At 73.5% G+C, this 15,237-nt stretch carries 16 protein-coding genes and 1 tRNA gene; 6 read left to right on the top strand and 11 right to left on the bottom strand.

The annotated features are described in order from the left end of the window. Positions 1-509 precede the first annotated feature (509 nt). The 4 genes from ASE87_RS13305 to ASE87_RS13290 all read right to left on the bottom strand — a co-directional run bounded on the left by ASE87_RS13305 (position 510) and on the right by ASE87_RS13290 (position 3,738). Complete coding sequence (locus ASE87_RS13305; protein ID WP_055974200.1) at positions 510-1,487, bottom strand: ribose-phosphate diphosphokinase; 978 nt, start codon at positions 1,485-1,487, stop codon at positions 510-512. 41 nt (positions 1,488-1,528) lie between these two features. After that, entirely contained in the window at positions 1,529-2,962 is a 1,434-nt protein-coding gene (glmU, locus tag ASE87_RS13300) for a bifunctional UDP-N-acetylglucosamine diphosphorylase/glucosamine-1-phosphate N-acetyltransferase GlmU (RefSeq protein WP_043596402.1), read from the bottom strand. 121 nt (positions 2,963-3,083) lie between these two features. After that, positions 3,084-3,572 carry a DUF4126 family protein gene (locus tag ASE87_RS13295; protein WP_056229145.1) on the bottom strand — a complete coding sequence of 163 codons (489 nt, stop codon included), beginning with the start codon at positions 3,570-3,572 and terminating at the stop codon, positions 3,084-3,086. A 94-nt stretch (positions 3,573-3,666) separates the two neighbouring features. After that, positions 3,667-3,738 (bottom strand) — tRNA-Gln (locus ASE87_RS13290). A gap of 126 nt (positions 3,739-3,864) precedes the next feature. Here ASE87_RS13290 and ASE87_RS13285 point away from each other — a divergent pair. After that, positions 3,865-4,359, top strand: coding sequence for a MarR family winged helix-turn-helix transcriptional regulator (locus ASE87_RS13285; protein ID WP_043596399.1), 495 nt, complete (start codon positions 3,865-3,867; stop codon positions 4,357-4,359). Positions 4,360-4,394: 35 nt separating this feature from the next. Here ASE87_RS13285 and ASE87_RS13280 read toward each other — a convergent pair whose 3' ends face one another. The 5 genes from ASE87_RS13280 to glp are packed head-to-tail and all read right to left on the bottom strand — an operon-like array spanning position 4,395 to position 9,187. Continuing rightward, positions 4,395-6,209 (bottom strand): ABC-F family ATP-binding cassette domain-containing protein, encoded by a 1,815-nt coding sequence (locus ASE87_RS13280; protein ID WP_043596398.1) that lies wholly within the window; start codon positions 6,207-6,209, stop codon positions 4,395-4,397. A 56-nt stretch (positions 6,210-6,265) separates the two neighbouring features. Continuing rightward, a complete protein-coding gene (locus ASE87_RS13275) occupies positions 6,266-6,796 on the bottom strand; it encodes a molybdenum cofactor biosynthesis protein MoaE (RefSeq protein WP_082452617.1) in 531 nt (176 codons plus the stop codon). Next, positions 6,793-7,368 (bottom strand): molybdenum cofactor biosynthesis protein B, encoded by a 576-nt coding sequence (locus ASE87_RS13270; protein ID WP_082452616.1) that lies wholly within the window; start codon positions 7,366-7,368, stop codon positions 6,793-6,795. Before ASE87_RS13270 ends, ASE87_RS13275 begins: the two co-directional genes overlap by 4 nt. Next, the gene (gene moaC / locus ASE87_RS13265; protein ID WP_082452615.1) at positions 7,365-7,913 is read right to left on the bottom strand and encodes a cyclic pyranopterin monophosphate synthase MoaC; all 549 of its coding nucleotides are present in this window, start codon (positions 7,911-7,913) and stop codon (positions 7,365-7,367) included. The genes ASE87_RS13270 and moaC overlap by 4 nt, the downstream gene beginning before the upstream one ends. Continuing rightward, the gene (gene glp / locus ASE87_RS13260; protein ID WP_056229142.1) at positions 7,910-9,187 is read right to left on the bottom strand and encodes a gephyrin-like molybdotransferase Glp; all 1,278 of its coding nucleotides are present in this window, start codon (positions 9,185-9,187) and stop codon (positions 7,910-7,912) included. The genes moaC and glp overlap by 4 nt, the downstream gene beginning before the upstream one ends. A 38-nt stretch (positions 9,188-9,225) precedes the next feature. Here glp and ASE87_RS13255 point away from each other — a divergent pair, with 38 nt between their 5' ends. From ASE87_RS13255 to ASE87_RS13235, 5 genes are all read left to right on the top strand, one after another. Next, on the top strand, positions 9,226-10,140 hold the full coding sequence (locus ASE87_RS13255; protein ID WP_231567157.1) for an MTAP family purine nucleoside phosphorylase: 915 nt from the start codon (positions 9,226-9,228) through the stop codon (positions 10,138-10,140). A 56-nt stretch (positions 10,141-10,196) separates the two neighbouring features. Then, positions 10,197-11,252 (top strand): NAD(P)-dependent oxidoreductase, encoded by a 1,056-nt coding sequence (locus ASE87_RS13250; protein WP_056229675.1) that lies wholly within the window; start codon positions 10,197-10,199, stop codon positions 11,250-11,252. Between the two features lie 84 nt (positions 11,253-11,336). Continuing rightward, positions 11,337-12,005 (top strand): glycosyltransferase family 2 protein, encoded by a 669-nt coding sequence (locus ASE87_RS13245; protein ID WP_043596396.1) that lies wholly within the window; start codon positions 11,337-11,339, stop codon positions 12,003-12,005. Further along, the gene (locus tag ASE87_RS13240) at positions 12,002-12,685 is read left to right on the top strand and encodes a DUF2064 domain-containing protein (protein WP_056229137.1); all 684 of its coding nucleotides are present in this window, start codon (positions 12,002-12,004) and stop codon (positions 12,683-12,685) included. Before ASE87_RS13245 ends, ASE87_RS13240 begins: the two co-directional genes overlap by 4 nt. Beyond that, the gene (locus ASE87_RS13235; RefSeq protein WP_082452614.1) at positions 12,682-13,386 is read left to right on the top strand and encodes a bifunctional 2-polyprenyl-6-hydroxyphenol methylase/3-demethylubiquinol 3-O-methyltransferase UbiG; all 705 of its coding nucleotides are present in this window, start codon (positions 12,682-12,684) and stop codon (positions 13,384-13,386) included. The genes ASE87_RS13240 and ASE87_RS13235 overlap by 4 nt, the downstream gene beginning before the upstream one ends. Here ASE87_RS13235 and ASE87_RS13230 read toward each other — a convergent pair. Then, on the bottom strand, positions 13,335-13,841 hold the full coding sequence (locus ASE87_RS13230) for a hypothetical protein (RefSeq protein ID WP_056229135.1): 507 nt from the start codon (positions 13,839-13,841) through the stop codon (positions 13,335-13,337). The genes ASE87_RS13235 and ASE87_RS13230 overlap by 52 nt on opposite strands. Further along, positions 13,838-15,196 carry a molybdopterin-dependent oxidoreductase gene (locus tag ASE87_RS13225; RefSeq protein WP_056229132.1) on the bottom strand — a complete coding sequence of 453 codons (1,359 nt, stop codon included), beginning with the start codon at positions 15,194-15,196 and terminating at the stop codon, positions 13,838-13,840. The genes ASE87_RS13230 and ASE87_RS13225 overlap by 4 nt, the downstream gene beginning before the upstream one ends. Between the last annotated feature and the right edge of the window lie 41 nt (positions 15,197-15,237).

The raw sequence follows: 15,237 nt of genomic DNA, 5'->3' as shown, positions 1-15,237 counted from the left end.
AGAACGACCACCGGAACGGCCCGCAGGAGGCGCGGCGCAGCCGAACTCCGGAGTTGCCGACCGCAGACGAGCGGGCAGGGCCGGGCGGGGCGGGGCGGGGCCGGGACGGGCAGGGGCGGGCAGGGCCGGGACGTGCCGGACCGGGCCGGGTCACGCCCCTCGCAGCCCGACGTCACCCCGCCCACGTCGGCAACTCGGGAGAACGACCACCGGAGCGGCCCGCAGGAGGCGCGGCGCAGCCGAACTCCGGAGTTGCCGACCGCAGACGAGCGGGCGGGGTAGGGCGGGGCGGGGCCGGCGGAGAAGCCCGGGGTGGGAGTGCGGTCACGGCGGGGCCGCCGGGCGCGCGCGCGGGGGGAGCGAGGTCGCGCCGTCGGGCGCCCGGGCGGGGGGCGAGGCCGCGCCGTCGGACGCTCGAGCGGGGGGCGAGGTCGCGCCGTCGGGCGCCCGGGCGGACGAGGTCGCGCCGTCGGGCGCCGGGCGCGCGACGCCGCGACGGGCGGGTGGGGCTAGGCGGCGCCGTCGAACATCGAGGTGACCGAGCCGTTGTCGAAGACCTCGTGGATGGCCCGGGCGATCAGCGGGGCGATGGGCAGGATCTCGAGCTTGTCGAACTTCTGGTGCTCGGTGAGCGGCAGGGTGTCGGTGACGACGACCGAGTCGATGAACTCGCTGTTGAGGATCTCGGGGGCGGGGTCGCTGAAGACCGCGTGGGTCGCGGCGACCACGACGCCGATCGCGCCGGCGGCCTTGAGCGCCTCGGCGGCCTTGACGATGGTGCGACCGGTGTCGATCAGGTCGTCGACCAGCAGGCACACGCGACCCGAGACGTCGCCGACGATCTCGTGGACGGTGACCTGGTTCGGCACCAGCGGGTCACGACGCTTGTGGATGATCGCCAGGGGGGCGTCGAGCTTCTCGCTCCAGATGTCGGCGACGCGGACGCGGCCCATGTCGGGCGAGACCACGGTGAGGGTGGTGTTGTCGAGCTTGGCGCGGAAGTGTTCGAGCAGCACGGGCATGGCGAAGAGGTGGTCGACCGGGCCGTCGAAGAAGCCCTGGATCTGCGGCGCGTGCAGGTCGACGCTCATGATGCGGTGCGCGCCCGCTGCCTTGAAGAGGTCGGCGACGAGCCGGGCCGAGATCGGCTCGCGGCCACGACCCTTCTTGTCTTGCCGGGCGTACGGGTAGAACGGCGCCACGACGGTGATGCGCTTGGCCGAGGCCCGCTTCAGCGCGTCGACCATGATCAGCTGTTCCATCAGCCATTCGTTGATCGGCGCCGAGTGGGACTGGATGACGAAGGCGTCCGAGCCACGGACGCTCTCGTCGAAGCGGGCGTAGAGCTCGCCGTTCGCGAAGGTGCGGGCGTCGGTCGGGATCAGTTCGCTGCCGAGCTCGGCGGCGATCTGGTTGGCCAGTTCGGGGTGCGCACGCCCCGAGATCAGAACGAGTCGGTTCTCGCCGGTGATCTTGATTCCGGACACGTCACTCGCTCTCCGGCCCCGAGGGGCCAACCCGACCGGGTTCAGTCGGTCGTTCGTTCGGCGCGAGCGGCGGCCTCGGCAGCCGCCGAGCCGGGGCGGTTCGCCTCGACCCATCCGCTCGCATTGCGCTGTGGAGCGATGCTCAAGGCCAGGGCACCGGCCGGCACGTCTTTGCGGACGATCGTTCCGGCGCCTGTGTACGCTCCGTCGCCAATCCTAACGGGGGCGACGAAGACGTTGTGCGACCCGGTGCGGACGTGCGACCCGACCTCGGTGCGGTGCTTGTTCACCCCGTCGTAGTTGGCCGTGATGGTGCCGGCGCCGATGTTCGACCCCTCGCCCACCTCGGTGTCGCCCACGTAGCTGAGGTGCGGCACCTTCGACCCGGCGCCGATCTGCACGTTCTTGGTCTCGACGAACGTGCCGATCTTGCCGTCGGCCGAGAGCAGGGTGTTGGGCCGCAGGTACGCGAACGGGCCCACGGAGGCGCGGGCACCGATGACGGCGAGCGTCGCGTCCGTGCGCTTGACGGTCGCCCCCTCGCCCACCTCGGTGTCGACGAGGGTGGTGTCGGGCCCGACGACCGCGCCCGGGGCGATGTACGTCGCCCCGCGGAGCTGGGTGCCCGGCAGCAGTTCGACGTCGGGGCTGAGGGAGACGTCGCGGTCGATCCAGGTGGTCTGCGGGTCGACGATCGAGACGCCCTCGCGCTGCCAGTGCTCGACGATGCGGTCGTTCAGGCGACGGGCCGCGGCGGCGAGCTGCACGCGGTCGTTGATGCCCTCGAGGCGCCAGGTCTCGTCGATCGCCCGGGCGGCGACGACCTCGCCGGCCCCGGTGAGCAGGCCGACCATGTCGGTGACGTACTTCTCGTTCTGCGCGTTGGCCGACCCGATGCGGGGCAGGTGGGTGCGCAGGGCGGCGACCGTGAACACGTAGGTGCCCGAGTTGATCTCGCGCACGGCACGTTCGTCGTCGGTGGCGTCCTTGTGCTCGACGATGCGGTCGACGTCGCCCGACTCGCGGCGGACGACCCGCCCGTAGCCGGTGGCGTCGGGCAGCACGGCGCTCAGCAGCGTCGCCGAGGCGGAGGCGGCACGGTGCTGGTCGAGCAGGGCGGTGAGCGTCGCGTGGTCGAGGAAGGGCACGTCGGCGCTGACGACCACGACGTCGCCGGTGAACTCGGCGGGCAGCGCCTCCACCGCTTGTTCGACGGCTCGACCGGTGCCGGGGACGTCGTCCTGGTCGACGACGAGCGCGTGCGGGGCGGTGTCGAGCACGCTCGCGACGACCAGGTCGCGCTCGTGCCGCACCACGGCGACGAGGTGGTCGGGCCGGAGCGCGCCGGCGCTCTCGAGCACGTGCTGGATCAGCGGCAGCCCGGCCAGGCGGTGCAGGACCTTCGGGGTCGAGGACTTCATGCGGGTGCCCTGCCCTGCGGCGAGGACGACGACGGCGAGCTGGCGTTCGGGCATGGTGCTCCTTGGTGAGGGGTGGCGCGTGATCACCGCCGATCCTCCCACGGGAGGCGACGCGGCCGCGGGTCACCCGCCCGGCGTGGGGACGTCGCCGAGGCCGAGACGAGGTGGGGAGGAGTCAGCGGGAGCGGACGACGGCGACCGAGCCCGAGACCGCGACGACGTCCTCGACGAGCGCGACGGCGACGTCGGGCAACCCGGTCTTCTCGACGACGGCCTTCCGTGCCCGGTAGAAGAACCAGCTGCCGACGAGGGCGCCGGACGCCCCGGCGAGCGCTGCGGCCACAGGGGTGCCCCGACGGCCGGTGCCGGCCATCGCGATCCCCGCGGCGGCACCGGAGACCGCGCGACCGAACAGCGGGCCGGCACCGACCCGACTCGGCGTGGCCGGCAGCTTGTCGCCGACGAGCTCACCCACGCCCGCGGCCACCAGGGCACCACGACCGAGGGGTGAGCGGAACAGGCGCCAGCGCTGCCAGGGGCCTCGCGCCTCCCGGGCGTCGTGGTTCAGGGCCAGGACGGCGAGTGGCGTCGCCGAACGTGATCCGCTGAGGACGCCGAGCAGGGCGGCACGGAGGAGGGGCGGCAGGGAGTCGGTCTTCGACATGACGGGAGTCCTCGTCGTCAGGCGGACGCCGGGGCGCCCACGATCGGGAGCGGGACGGGACCGACGAGCCGACCGCGACCTGCGACGCTCGGGGCTCCGCCACCAGGATTCGAACCTAGACCTAACAGCTCCAAAGGCTGTCGTGCTGCCGTTACACCATGGCGGACCGCGCGTGCGCGCCGGACCATTCTGCCAGACCGCGACTCGACCGAGGTGACCGCGAGGGGTGACGTGCCCGCCGGGCCGCACCGCGCCTCCCGCGTCCGAGGACGGCCTCGGGCATGATGGGCGGATGCCCGAGCAGGACGAGGTCGACCGGATCGTCGAGGCGTGGCGCCACGAGCGACCCGACCTCGACTTCGCGCCGCTCCACGTGCTCTCGCGCGTGGGTCGGCTCTCGAAGCACCTCGACCGGGCGCGACGCGAGGCCTTCCACGCCAGCGCCCTCGAGTCGTGGGAGTTCGACGTGCTCTCGGCGCTGCGTCGGGCCGGCGGCTCCTACCAGCTGAGCCCCAAGACGCTGCTGCAGCAGACCCTCGTCTCGAGCGGCGCGATGACCAACCGCATCGACCGGCTGGTCGCGCGGGGCCTGGTCGAACGCCGCACCGACCCGAACGACGGCCGGGGCATCCTGGTCACGATGACGCCCGAGGGGCGCCGCGCCGTCGACGCCGCGATCGAACGACTCGTCACGGCCGAGGACGCCCTGCTCAGCGACCTCAGCGACGACGACCGCCTCCGGTTGACCGACCTGCTGCGCACGCTGAGCCTGACGCTCGGCGGCTGAGTCGGGCGACCGACGGAGCACGTCGGCCCGGCCCCCTACGCCAGCAGCTCGCTCAGCTCGAGCCAGCGCACCTCGAGTTCGCCCGTCTTGTGGTCGAGCGCCGTCAGCTTCGCCTGCAACGCGGCCAGGCCGTCGAAGTCGGACTGGTCGAACGAGGCGAACTGGGCCAACAGGGTCTCGCGCTCGCCCGCGGCCTTGGCGAGCTTGCGGTCGATCGAGCCGAGCTCTTTCTCGGCGTTGCGCTTCTCGGCTCCCGACAGGCCCGAGGCGGCGGCCGAGGCCGCGACCGACGCCGAGGCCCCCTGGACGGCCGTCGGGCGGTCGGTCGCGCCTCCTTGGTTCTGGGTCGCCTCGCGACGCAGCTGGAGGTACTGGTCGACACCGCCGGGCAGGTGCCGGAAGCGGCCCTCGAGCACGGCGTACTGCTGGTCGGTCACGCGCTCGAGCAGGTACCGGTCGTGCGAGACGACGAGCAGGGTGCCGGGCCAACCGTCGAGGAGGTCCTCCATCGCGGCGAGCATGTCGGTGTCGAGGTCGTTGGTGGGCTCGTCGAGGATCAGCACGTTCGGCTCGTTCAGCAGGATGAGCAGGAACTGCAGGCGGCGCTTCTGGCCACCGGACAGGTCCTTGATCGGCGTCTGCAGCTGGGCACTGGTGAAGCCGAGGCGCTCGAGCAGCTGCCCGGGCGTCATCTCCTTGCCGCCGGTGACGTACGAGGTGCGCTGTCGCCCGATGACGTCGTTGACCCGCTCGTGGGCGACCTCGTGCAGGTCGGCGAGCTGCTGGTCGAGGATCGCGAACTTGACCGTCTTGCCCTGCTTGACGCGCCCCTCGGTGGGCGTGATGGCCCCGGTGACGACCTTGAGCAGCGTCGACTTGCCGGCGCCGTTGACTCCGAGGACGCCGGTGCGCTCGCCGGGAGCGATGCGCCACTCGACGTCCTGCAGGACGCGCTTGTCACCGAACGAGACACCGACCTCGACGAGGTCGACGACGTCCTTGCCGAGTCGCGCGGTCGCCATCTGCGACAGCTGGACCGCGTCGCGCACGGGCGGCTCGTCCGCGATCAGCTCGTTGGCCGCGTCGATGCGGAACTTGGGCTTGGTCGAGCGCGCCGGGGCGCCGCGTCGCAGCCAGGCGAGCTCTTTGCGCATCAGGTTCTGGCGCTTGGACTCGGAGGCCGACGCCATGCGGTCGCGCTCGACCCGCTGCAGCACGTACGCCGCGTAACCCCCTTCGAAGGGCTCGACGATGCCGTCGTGGACCTCCCACGTGTCGGTCGAGACCTCGTCGAGGAACCACCGGTCGTGGGTCACGACGACGAGGGCGCCCGAGTTGGGCGACCAGCGGCGTGAGAGGTGCTGGGCCAGCCACGCGACGCCCTCGACGTCGAGGTGGTTGGTGGGCTCGTCGAGGAACAGGACGTCCCAGTCGCCGACCAGCAGCGTGGCGAGGGCCACGCGTCGACGCTGGCCGCCCGAGAGGTCCTCGACCCGCGCCTCCCACGGGATGTCGGTGGCGAGGCCCGAGATGACGTCGCGGATGCGCGCGTCGCCGGCCCATTCGTGCTCGTCGCGGTCGCCGACGATCAGGCTGCCGACCGTGGCGCCCTCGGGGAGCACGTCGCGCTGGTCGAGCATGCCGATCGTCAGGCCGCGGCGGGTCGTCACGCGGCCGTCGTCCGGTTCGAGCCGGCCGGCGAGCACCGACATGAGCGTCGACTTGCCGTCGCCGTTGCGGCCGACGACACCGATGCGGGAGCCCTCGTCGATGCCGAGGGTCACCCCGTCGAGGACGACCTTGGTCGGGAATTCGAGACGGAGGTTTTCTGCGCCGAGTAGATGAGCCACCACAGAAGCGTAGACGGCCCGGGCCGGGCGGCCGACTCGGCGGCGCACGGCCGGTGTCAGCCCAGCGACGCCACCCACTCGTCCGAGCCGTCGGTGAACTCCTGGCGCTTCCAGATCGGGGTGCGGGCCTTGACCTCGTCGACGAGGGCGGCGCAGGCCGCGAACGCCTCGGCGCGGTGGGCCGACGACACGGCGCAGGCCAGGGCGACGTCGCCCACGACGAGGTCGCCGTACCGGTGCTCGACCGCGATCGCGACCTCGGGGTGTGCCTCGGCCACGGCCAGCGCGACCTCACGGATCACCTCGGTCGCGGTCGGGTGCGCCTCGTAGTGCAGCGCCTCGACGCCACGCCCCTCGTCGTGGTCGCGCACGACCCCCTCGAACGTCACGACCGCCCCGGAGGCGCGGCTCGTCACGAGCGCGGAGCACTCGGCCACCGACACGGTCACGTCGACGACGCGGGCGAGCAGCACGCGCTCGGAGGCGGGTGCGGCGGCGGGTGCGGTCGGCACGCCGGAGACCGGGGTGGCGCCGGCCTCCCGGGCGGACTCCCCGCCGGGCAGGAGGGTCGGATCGTCGGCGGTCATGCGGCCCCCTCGGGACTGGGATGGCGGTTCTGGGCGTGGTCGACCCCGTGCAACTGGTCGACCACGTGGTCGAGGACGTCCTCGAGGACGGCGAGCCCGTCGCGCACCCCGCCGCGCGAACCGGGCAGGTTGACGACGAAGGTGCCGCCGGCCACGCCCGCGAGCCCACGGGAGAGGACGGCCAGGGGCGTCGAGGCCGCGCCGCGCCTCCTGAGCTCTTCGGCGATGCCGGGCAGCTCGCGGTCGAGCAGGGGCAGGGTCATCTCGGGCGTCGCGTCGGTCGGCGAGACGCCCGTGCCACCGGTGGTGACGACGGCGTCGACGCCCCACTCGAGCGCCGCCTCGAGCACCGCGCCGACCGGTTCGCCGTCGGCCACGACGACGGGACCCTCGACCAGCCAGCCGCGCCCCGCGAACCAGTCGCGGATGACGGGGCCGGTCGTGTCGTCGGCCGTGCCGGCGGCCGCGCGGGTCGAGGCGACGACGACGACGGCCCGGCGCCGGTCGGACGAGCCCGAGGGGGTCGGGCCGTCCGGCACGGTGGGACCCGGAGCGACGGTGGCGTCGCTCATCGCGACCAGTCCCCCGACTTGCCGCCCTGCTTGTCGAGCACCTTGATTTCGCCGATGACGGCGAGCGCGTCGACCGCCTTGATCATGTCGAAGAGGGTGAGGGCCGCGACCGACGCGGCGGTCAGGGCCTCCATCTCGACCCCGGTGACCCCGCGGGTCGAGACGCGCGCGATCACGGTGACCTGCGCCTCCGCGGTCTCGAAGTCGACGGTGATCGCGCCGAGCGGCAACGGGTGGCAGAGCGGGATGAGCGTCGGAGTCTGCTTGGCGGCCAGGATGCCGGCGATGCGGGCGGTGCCGAGTGCCTCACCCTTGGGCAGCGAGCCGTCGACCAGTCGCGCGATCACGTCGGGCCGCGTGGTCAGCACGGCCTGGGCCGTCGCGACGCGCTTCGTCTCGGTCTTGCCGGTCACGTCGACCATGTGCGCGGTGCCGTCGTCGCGGACGTGCGAGAGCGGGGCGTCGGACAGCGCGGTGTCCGCCCGCGGAGTGTCGGCCAACGGGGTGTCGGACAGCGGCACGTCGGGCGGCGGGTTCTCGGTCATCGGTCGGCCTTCTCGTGGGGGGCGGAGTCGTCGAGCGCCCAGACCTCGACCCGGTCGCCCTCGTCGACGCGGTCGACCCCGACGGGGACGGAGACGAGCACGGTGGCCTCGGCGTGGGCGGCGAGCAGGTGCGAGCTGGGCCCGCCGACGACGTGGGCGCGCCCGTCGACGTCGACCCGCCCGCGACGCAGCTGGTGCTTGCCGACCGGCGAGTCCAGGGGGTGCGCCATGGGCACGGTCCACCGCCGTCGGGGCAGGCCGACCCCCGTGACGCCGCCCAGCGCGGGACGCAGGAAGGCCTCGAACGACACGAGTGAGCTGACGGGGTTGCCGGGGAAGCAGACGACGGGCAGCTCGCGATCGCGCACGAGGACGCTGCCCCAGCCCTGCGGCCCGCCGGGCTGCATCGCCACCGAGCCGAAGCTGACGCCCGAGCCCTCGAACGCGTCGCGCACGACTTCGTAGGCGCCGGCGCTCACCCCGCCGCTCGTCAGCACGAGGTCGACCTCGTCGGCGTGGCGGGCGACGACGGCGAGCAGGGCAGCCGCGTCGTCGGTCACCCGGGCGGTCGTGACGATCACGCCGACCTCGGCGATCGCGGCGGCCAGCGCGACGCCGTTCGCGTCGTGGATCTGGCCGGGCCCGAGCGGGGCACCGGGTGCGGCGAGCTCTTCGCCGGTGGAGACCAGCAGGAGGCGCGGGCGGCTCCGTACCTCGACCGCGTCGATCCCGGCAGCGGCGAGCACGCCCCACCGAGCGGGCGTCAGTCGCGTCCCGGCCGCGAACAGCACGGAACCCGCGACGACGTCGCTGCCCGCGGCCCGGACGAAGGCCCCGGCGGAGACGCCGGCCGGCACCTCGACGACGGCGTCGACCCCGACGGGAGGGAACGCGTCGGGCGAGACCTTCTCGATGGGCACGATCGCGTCGGCGCCGGCGGGGACGGCCGCACCGGTCATGATCGGGGCGGCGGTGCCGGCGACCAGGTCGGGGGCGGCCCGGCCGGCGGGGATGCGCGCCGCGACCCGGAAGCTGGTGGGACCGGCCGGGTCGAGCCCGGCGGTCGAGACGGCGTAGCCGTCCATCTGCGAGTTGGCGAAGGGCGGCAGGTCGATCGGGGCGACGACGTCGACGGCGAGCACCCGGTCGCGGTACCGGTCGGAGTGCGAGGCGAGCGCCTCGGGGCTGACCACGAGTGCATCGACCGGTCGGGCCCGCACGGCGGCCTCGACGACGGCCGTGACCTCGGCGAGGTGGGTCTCGATGGTGCGCACGCGGTTCCTCTCGGGCGATGGTCAGTAGCGTATCGGGGGTGACCGACCCCGCGACCGAGACCGACGTCCCTCAGCCCACCCGCGCCTCCTCGGGGCCGCCGCCCGTCGACGTCGCCGTCATCGGCGGATCGGGGTTGTACTCGCTCTTCGCCGAGGGCGAGGCGACCCGGCACGTCGTCGAGACTCCCTACGGCCCGACCTCGAGCGAGGTGACGATCGGCGAGCTGGGCGGCAAGCGGGTGGCGTTCCTCACCCGGCACGGCGCGGGCCACGCGGTCGCGCCGCACCTGATCGACTACCGGGCCAATGTGTGGGCGCTCGCGTCGCTCGGCGCGAAGGCCATCGTGTCGTCCTCGGCGGTCGGCGGGGTCAGCCCCGACGTCGCCCCGGGCACGATGGTCGTCACCGACCAGTTCATCGACCGCACCTGGGGACGCCGCGACACGTTCTTCGACGTCGAGGGGCACGTGCAGCACCTGATCGCCGCCGACCCGTTCGACCCCGCGCTCCGGGCCGCCGCGATCGCGGCCCTCGAGGCGCAGGGCGAGCCGTTCGCCCCGACCGGCACCTGCGTCGTGATCCAGGGGCCGCGGTTCTCGACCAGGGCCGAGTCCCTCTGGTTCCGTGCCGCGGGGGCGCACACGGTCAACATGACGATGTACCCCGAGATCCCGCTCACCCTCGAACTCGGCATGGGGGCCGTCAACCTCTCGTACGTGACCGACAGCGACGCCGGTCTGGCCCCGGCCGAGGGCGACGCGCCCGACGCCGACGCGGTGAGCGCCTCGCTCGTCTTCGAACGGCTCGCGGCCGCCCAGCCGCGCATCGTCGCGGCCATCGAGTCGATCGTCGCCGCGATGCCCGACGACTACTCGCCGCGCGAGCTGATGCCGCCCGAGGCGGTGGCCGAGGTGCTCTCGCGGCCCGTCTCGGCTCGGAAGGCCGCGCTGTGAACGCGGCCCGCGCCTCCTCGTCAGCTGCCCCCGCTGCGTCCGCCGACGCTCCCGGCCTGCTGCTCGTCACCGGCGGGGCCGGCTTCATCGGGTCGGCGATCGTCGACCTCGCGCTCGAGGGCGGCTGGCGGGTGCGCGTGCTCGACTCGCTGCGGCCCGACGTGCACGGCGGCGAGCCGACGGTCGACCCGCGCGTCGACTTCGTGCACGGCGACGTGCGGGACGCCGAGACCGTCGACCGGGCACTCGTGGGCGTCGACGCGGTCTGCCACCAGGCGGCCAAGGTCGGGCTCGGCGTGGACTTCCAGGACGCGCCCGACTACGTCTCGACGAACGAGCTCGGCACGGCCGTCGTGCTCGCGGCGATGGACCGCGCCGGCGTCGACCGCCTCGTCGTGGCCTCGTCGATGGTCGTCTACGGCGAGGGCAGCTACCGCACCTCGTCCGGCGCGACCGAGCGCCCGGCCCCCCGCCGGATCGCCGACCTCGACGCCGGCGTCTTCGACCCGCGTGACGAGGCGGGTGAGCTGCTCGAGCCGCAGCTGATCGGCGAGGAGGCCCCGCTCGACCCCCGCAACGTCTACGCCATCACGAAGCTGACCCAGGAACACCTGTCGACCTCGTGGGCACGCAGCACTGGCGGTCGGGCCGCCGCCCTGCGCTACCACAACGTCTACGGTCCGGGCATGCCGCAGAACACGCCCTACGCCGGCGTGGCCTCGCTCTTCCGCTCGGCGCTCGAACGCGGCGAGGCACCTCGCGTCTTCGAGGACGGTGCCCAACGGCGCGACTTCGTCCACGTCCGCGACATCGCGTCCGCCAACCTCGCGGCCCTCGAGTGGACGGCCGACCAGCCGACCGACACGTTCCGAGCGTTCAACGTCGGCAGCGGCACGGTGCACACCATCGGCGAGATGGCCGAGGCCCTGGCCCGCGAGGCCGGTGGTCCCGTGCCCGTCGTCACGGGCGAGTACCGTGCGGGCGACGTGAGGCACGTCACCGCGTCGTCGGCCCGGTTGCAGGGCGAGCTGGGCTGGCGACCCAGCGTGACCTTCGAGCAGGGCATGCACGAGTTCGCCACGGCCCCGCTGCGCGCCGCGGTCGTCCGGTAGGCGGGAGGGGCCGCTCCCCCCGTTCGGGGCGCGGGCCGCCCGTTCCCATCACCTTCATGGGATCGCATCCGTACAGTCGACAGGATGAGCAGCCCCCGAGTCGACGTCGTGCTTCCCTGTCTCGACGAAGAAGGCGCGTTGCCGTGGGTGCTCGGCCGCCTGCCCGAGGGCTGGCACGCCATCGTCGTCGACAACGGCTCGACCGACGACTCCGCCCGCGTCGCCGCCGAGCACGGCGCGACCGTCGTGCAGGAGGCGCGGCGCGGCTTCGGCAGCGCCGCCCACGCCGGTCTCGAGGCGGCCACGGCCGACTACGTGGCGTTCTGCGACGCCGACGCCTCGATGGACCCCGCCGACCTCGTCGCCCTCGCCGCCCCCGTGATGGCCGGTGACGCCGATCTCGTCCTCGGCCGTCGCCGCCCGACCACCCGGGGCGCCTGGCCGGTGCACGCCCGCCTCGCCAACCTCGCCCTCTCGCACCTCATGCGGCGCGCCAGCGGCGTCGCCCTGCACGACCTCGGCCCCATGCGCGTGGCCCGGCGCCGGGCACTGCTCGACCTCGACCTGAAGGACCGCCGCAGCGGCTACCCGCTCGAGATGGTGCTGCGCGCCAGCGAGGCCGGCTGGCGCATCGTCGAGCAGGACGCCCCGTACTCGCCCCGGGTCGGCCGGAGCAAGGTGACCGGCACCATCCGCGGCACGTCCGTCGCGATCAAGGACATGTCCCGCCTGCTGCGGGAGGTCGGCCGATGACGACCCTCGTGGTGATCGCGAAGGAGACGATCCCGGGCAAGGTCAAGACGCGCCTGCACCCCCCGCTCAGCCTCGAGCAGGCCGCCGACGTGGCCGCCGCCGCCATCCAGGACACCCTCGACGTGGCTCGCCGCCTGCCGGCCACGCGGCGCGTGTTGCTGTTCGACGGCAACCGGAGGCCCGTCGGCTCCGAAGACTTCGATGTGATCCCTCAGATCGGTGGCGACCTCGACGCGCGCCTCGGCGCCCTCTTCGACGAGGTCGACGCGAAGACCGTGCTGATCGGCATGGACACCCCCCAGGTGACGGTCGAGGCCCTCGCACCCGTCTTCGACGCGTGGACCGACGACGTCGACGCCTGGTTCGGGCCGGCGAACGACGGCGGATTCTGGGCCCTGGGCCTCGCCCGACCGACCGGCGACCTGCTGCGCGGCGTGCCGATGTCGCGGGACGACACGGGCGCCCACCAGCTCCGTCGGCTCGCCGACGCCGGCCTCAGCGTGCGCATGCTGCCCGAACTCGTCGACGTCGACACCATCGACGACGCCCGCCTCGTCGCGGCCACAGCACCCGACAGCCGGTTCGCGGCGGCCCTGCGGCACGCCGAGGCCACTGCCACCACCACCACGAACGGCGTCGCCCGCACGACCGATCCCGCCACAGAAGGGGTCACCTCGTGACCATCGCCCCCGACCGACCCGCCACCTTTGGATCAGGAGGCGCGGAGCCGTACGCCCGCGCCCTGCGTCACGAAGGACTCCTGCAACTCGTCCGCGTGACCGGCGGTGCCGGACGCCCGGCGTCGCCCCCTGCCGCGGGCGACGCCGACGAAGCGTTCGACGTCGCGCGCTGGAGCGCCGACGCCGACGCCGCCGACCTCACGACCCTCGACGACGAGACCGGCCCGGTGCTCGACATCGGCTGCGGGCCCGCCCGCATGGTGCGTGCCGCCGTCGACCGCGGCCTGACCGTGCTCGGCCTGGACGTCTCGCCCACGGCCGTCGCGATGGCCCGCGAGGCCGGCCTGCCCGTGGCCGGCGGTTCGGTCTTCGACCCGCTGCCCCGCGAGGGCCAGTGGAACCTCGCCCTGCTGCTCGACGGCAACGTCGGCATCGGCGGCGACCCGACGGCGCTGCTGACCCGCTGCGCCGAGATCCTCACGGCGACCGGCTCGATCGTCGTCGAGACCGCCCCCGAGGCGTCGCTGGACGACAGCTACGAAGCCCACGTGGTCGACGACCAGGGGCACGCCAGCGCGACCTTCCCCTGGGCCGAGGTCGGCCGCGAGGCCCTGCACCGCCACGCCAAGCGGTCGGGCCTGCGAGTCGCTCAGACCTGGTCGGTCGACGGACGCACCTTCTGCCGCCTGCGCGCCAGGTAGAGCGCCACGAGGCCGGCGGCCACCGCCGCGATCACGAGCCAGAGCACGGCCAGGCGCAGGCCGTAGTCGAACGGCAGCACCGTGTCGTTCTTCGGGCCCTTCGTCTTCGCGACGATCTCGGGCACCACGATCAGCGAGAGGATCGCCCCGACGACGACCGCGCCCTGCACGATCCAGAGGACGGCAGGTCGGACGCGACGCCCGGTCCGTCGCACGACCAGCGAGACGACGGCCACGACGGGGGCGAGCACGGCGTCGTGGACGACGACCGAGCCGACCAGCCAGAGCAGCAGGCCGCCGTACCGGTTCGGGTTGACCGTGTCGGTGAGCACCCAGCCGCCGAGGCCGATCAGGGCGATGCCGAGGGCGATCAGCACCCCCCGCACGACGCGGACGGTGCGCGACGTGCCCGCGCCTCCTGCGCTCGACGCGGCCGAGGGGACGCGCGCGGTCACGAGAGCACCTCGATCGAGCTGAGCCACTTGGTCTGCAGCACGCCGGGGCGCCCCGGGGCGATCATGCGCGCCGGGTAGCCGTGGTCGATGCTGAGCGGCTCGCCGTTCAGCTCGAGGGCGACGAGGGTGCGCGGGTCGGAGGCGTACTCGGGGCCCATCTCGGTCACGCGGTAGCCACCCTTCTTCTCGAGGCTGGTGAGCCGCAGACGGTGGTCGGTCGGGGCTCCGGCGGCGGCCAGCAGGTCGACGAGGCGGACCCCGCGCCAGGCGCCGGTCTGGCTCCAGCCCTCGACGCAGGCGATCGGCAGGCGCTCGTCGGCCCCGTCGAACCCGCGCAGGGTGTCGAGCGTGAACGAGGTCGCGACGCCGCCGACGACGACGTCGAGCCGCCAGTCGGGGTCCATGGCCGTCTCGAGCACCTGGGCCGCGGCGGCCGTGCGGTTGATCGGCAGGTCGTTCGGTCCGAGCCCGCGCTGCCGCGGAGCGAAGGCGTTGAGCGGCGAGAAGGGGGCGAAGGACTGCCCGGCCGTCAGCGCGACGACTCCCCCGGTGGCGACGCCGGCGGCGGTGAAGAAGCCACGGCGCGACACCCGGGCGCGACCCGGCTCGCGGTCGACGTCGTGCGCGGAGTCGATCCAGCGCGTCACGCGGCCGGTGAGGCCCCGGGCGGGAGCAGGAGGTGCGGCCTGCGGATCACGGTCGCGTCGCGTCCCGTCGGCGTCGCGCACGGCACGGAAGCGGGCGAGCTCGGCGGTCGCCTCGGTCTCACCCACGAACGCGGCACGGGCCTCGTCGAGCTCGGCCGACGGCTCGACGAAACGCCCCTCGGCGTCGTAGCTGTCACGCGCCCGCCAGTAGCGGGTGATCAGCGGCAGCTTCACCGCGATGTGGACGGCGAGCGAGCCGATGATGACGAACGACAGGGCGAAGTGCACCTGCTTGAACGGGAACGGCCACGGGTAGTACTGGTACGTGTTCAGCAGGCCGGTGACGAGCTGCAGGATCGTCGCCGCGACGAACAGGGCGATGGAGGCGCGCTCGAGCACGTCGACCGGGTGCTTGATCGGCGGGTGCTGGAAGAGCTGCGGGAACACCGAGTGCAGCTTCGCCAGCAGCAGGGGGATGCAGGCGATCCCGGCGGTGATGTGGATGCCCTGGCTCACCTGGTAGAGCCAGACGGGGCTCGTCGGGAACCGCATCCCGTCGAGCGGTTCCTGCAGGAAGTGGCTGTAGAGCCCGGTCAGCAGGCAGATGACGAACGCGGCGCCGAGGAGGCGACCGAAGACGGTCGCCGACCGGGCGTTGCGGTTCGGCGACGAGGCGGCGCGGCGCGCCTCGTACAGCAGGCGCCTCATGGTGTCGGTCGTCTCATGTGGCTCATCATCTCCGATGTGCA

Origin of the sequence: Frigoribacterium sp. Leaf44 (genome assembly GCF_001421865.1) — a bacterium.
Taxonomy (GTDB): domain Bacteria; phylum Actinomycetota; class Actinomycetes; order Actinomycetales; family Microbacteriaceae; genus Frigoribacterium.
The sequence above is the reverse complement of the archived record's forward strand: the minus strand, read 5'-3'. Positions and strand labels throughout refer to the sequence as shown.

Bases quoted from the DNA above. Each gene is read 5' to 3' on its own strand.
- ASE87_RS13270 (WP_082452616.1), bottom strand. From the start codon at position 7,368: ATGAGCGACGCCACCGTCGCTCCGGGTCCCACCGTGCCGGACGGCCCG.
- ASE87_RS13245 (WP_043596396.1), top strand. From the start codon at position 11,337: ATGAGCAGCCCCCGAGTCGACGTCGTGCTTCCCTGTCTCGACGAAGAA.
- glmU (WP_043596402.1), bottom strand. From the start codon at position 2,962: ATGCCCGAACGCCAGCTCGCCGTCGTCGTCCTCGCCGCAGGGCAGGGC.
- ASE87_RS13275 (WP_082452617.1), bottom strand. From the start codon at position 6,796: ATGACCGCCGACGATCCGACCCTCCTGCCCGGCGGGGAGTCCGCCCGG.
- ASE87_RS13295 (WP_056229145.1), bottom strand. From the start codon at position 3,572: ATGTCGAAGACCGACTCCCTGCCGCCCCTCCTCCGTGCCGCCCTGCTC.
- ASE87_RS13225 (WP_056229132.1), bottom strand. From the start codon at position 15,196: ATGAGGCGCCTGCTGTACGAGGCGCGCCGCGCCGCCTCGTCGCCGAAC.
- ASE87_RS13285 (WP_043596399.1), top strand. From the start codon at position 3,865: ATGCCCGAGCAGGACGAGGTCGACCGGATCGTCGAGGCGTGGCGCCAC.
- moaC (WP_082452615.1), bottom strand. From the start codon at position 7,913: ATGACCGAGAACCCGCCGCCCGACGTGCCGCTGTCCGACACCCCGTTG.
- ASE87_RS13240 (WP_056229137.1), top strand. From the start codon at position 12,002: ATGACGACCCTCGTGGTGATCGCGAAGGAGACGATCCCGGGCAAGGTC.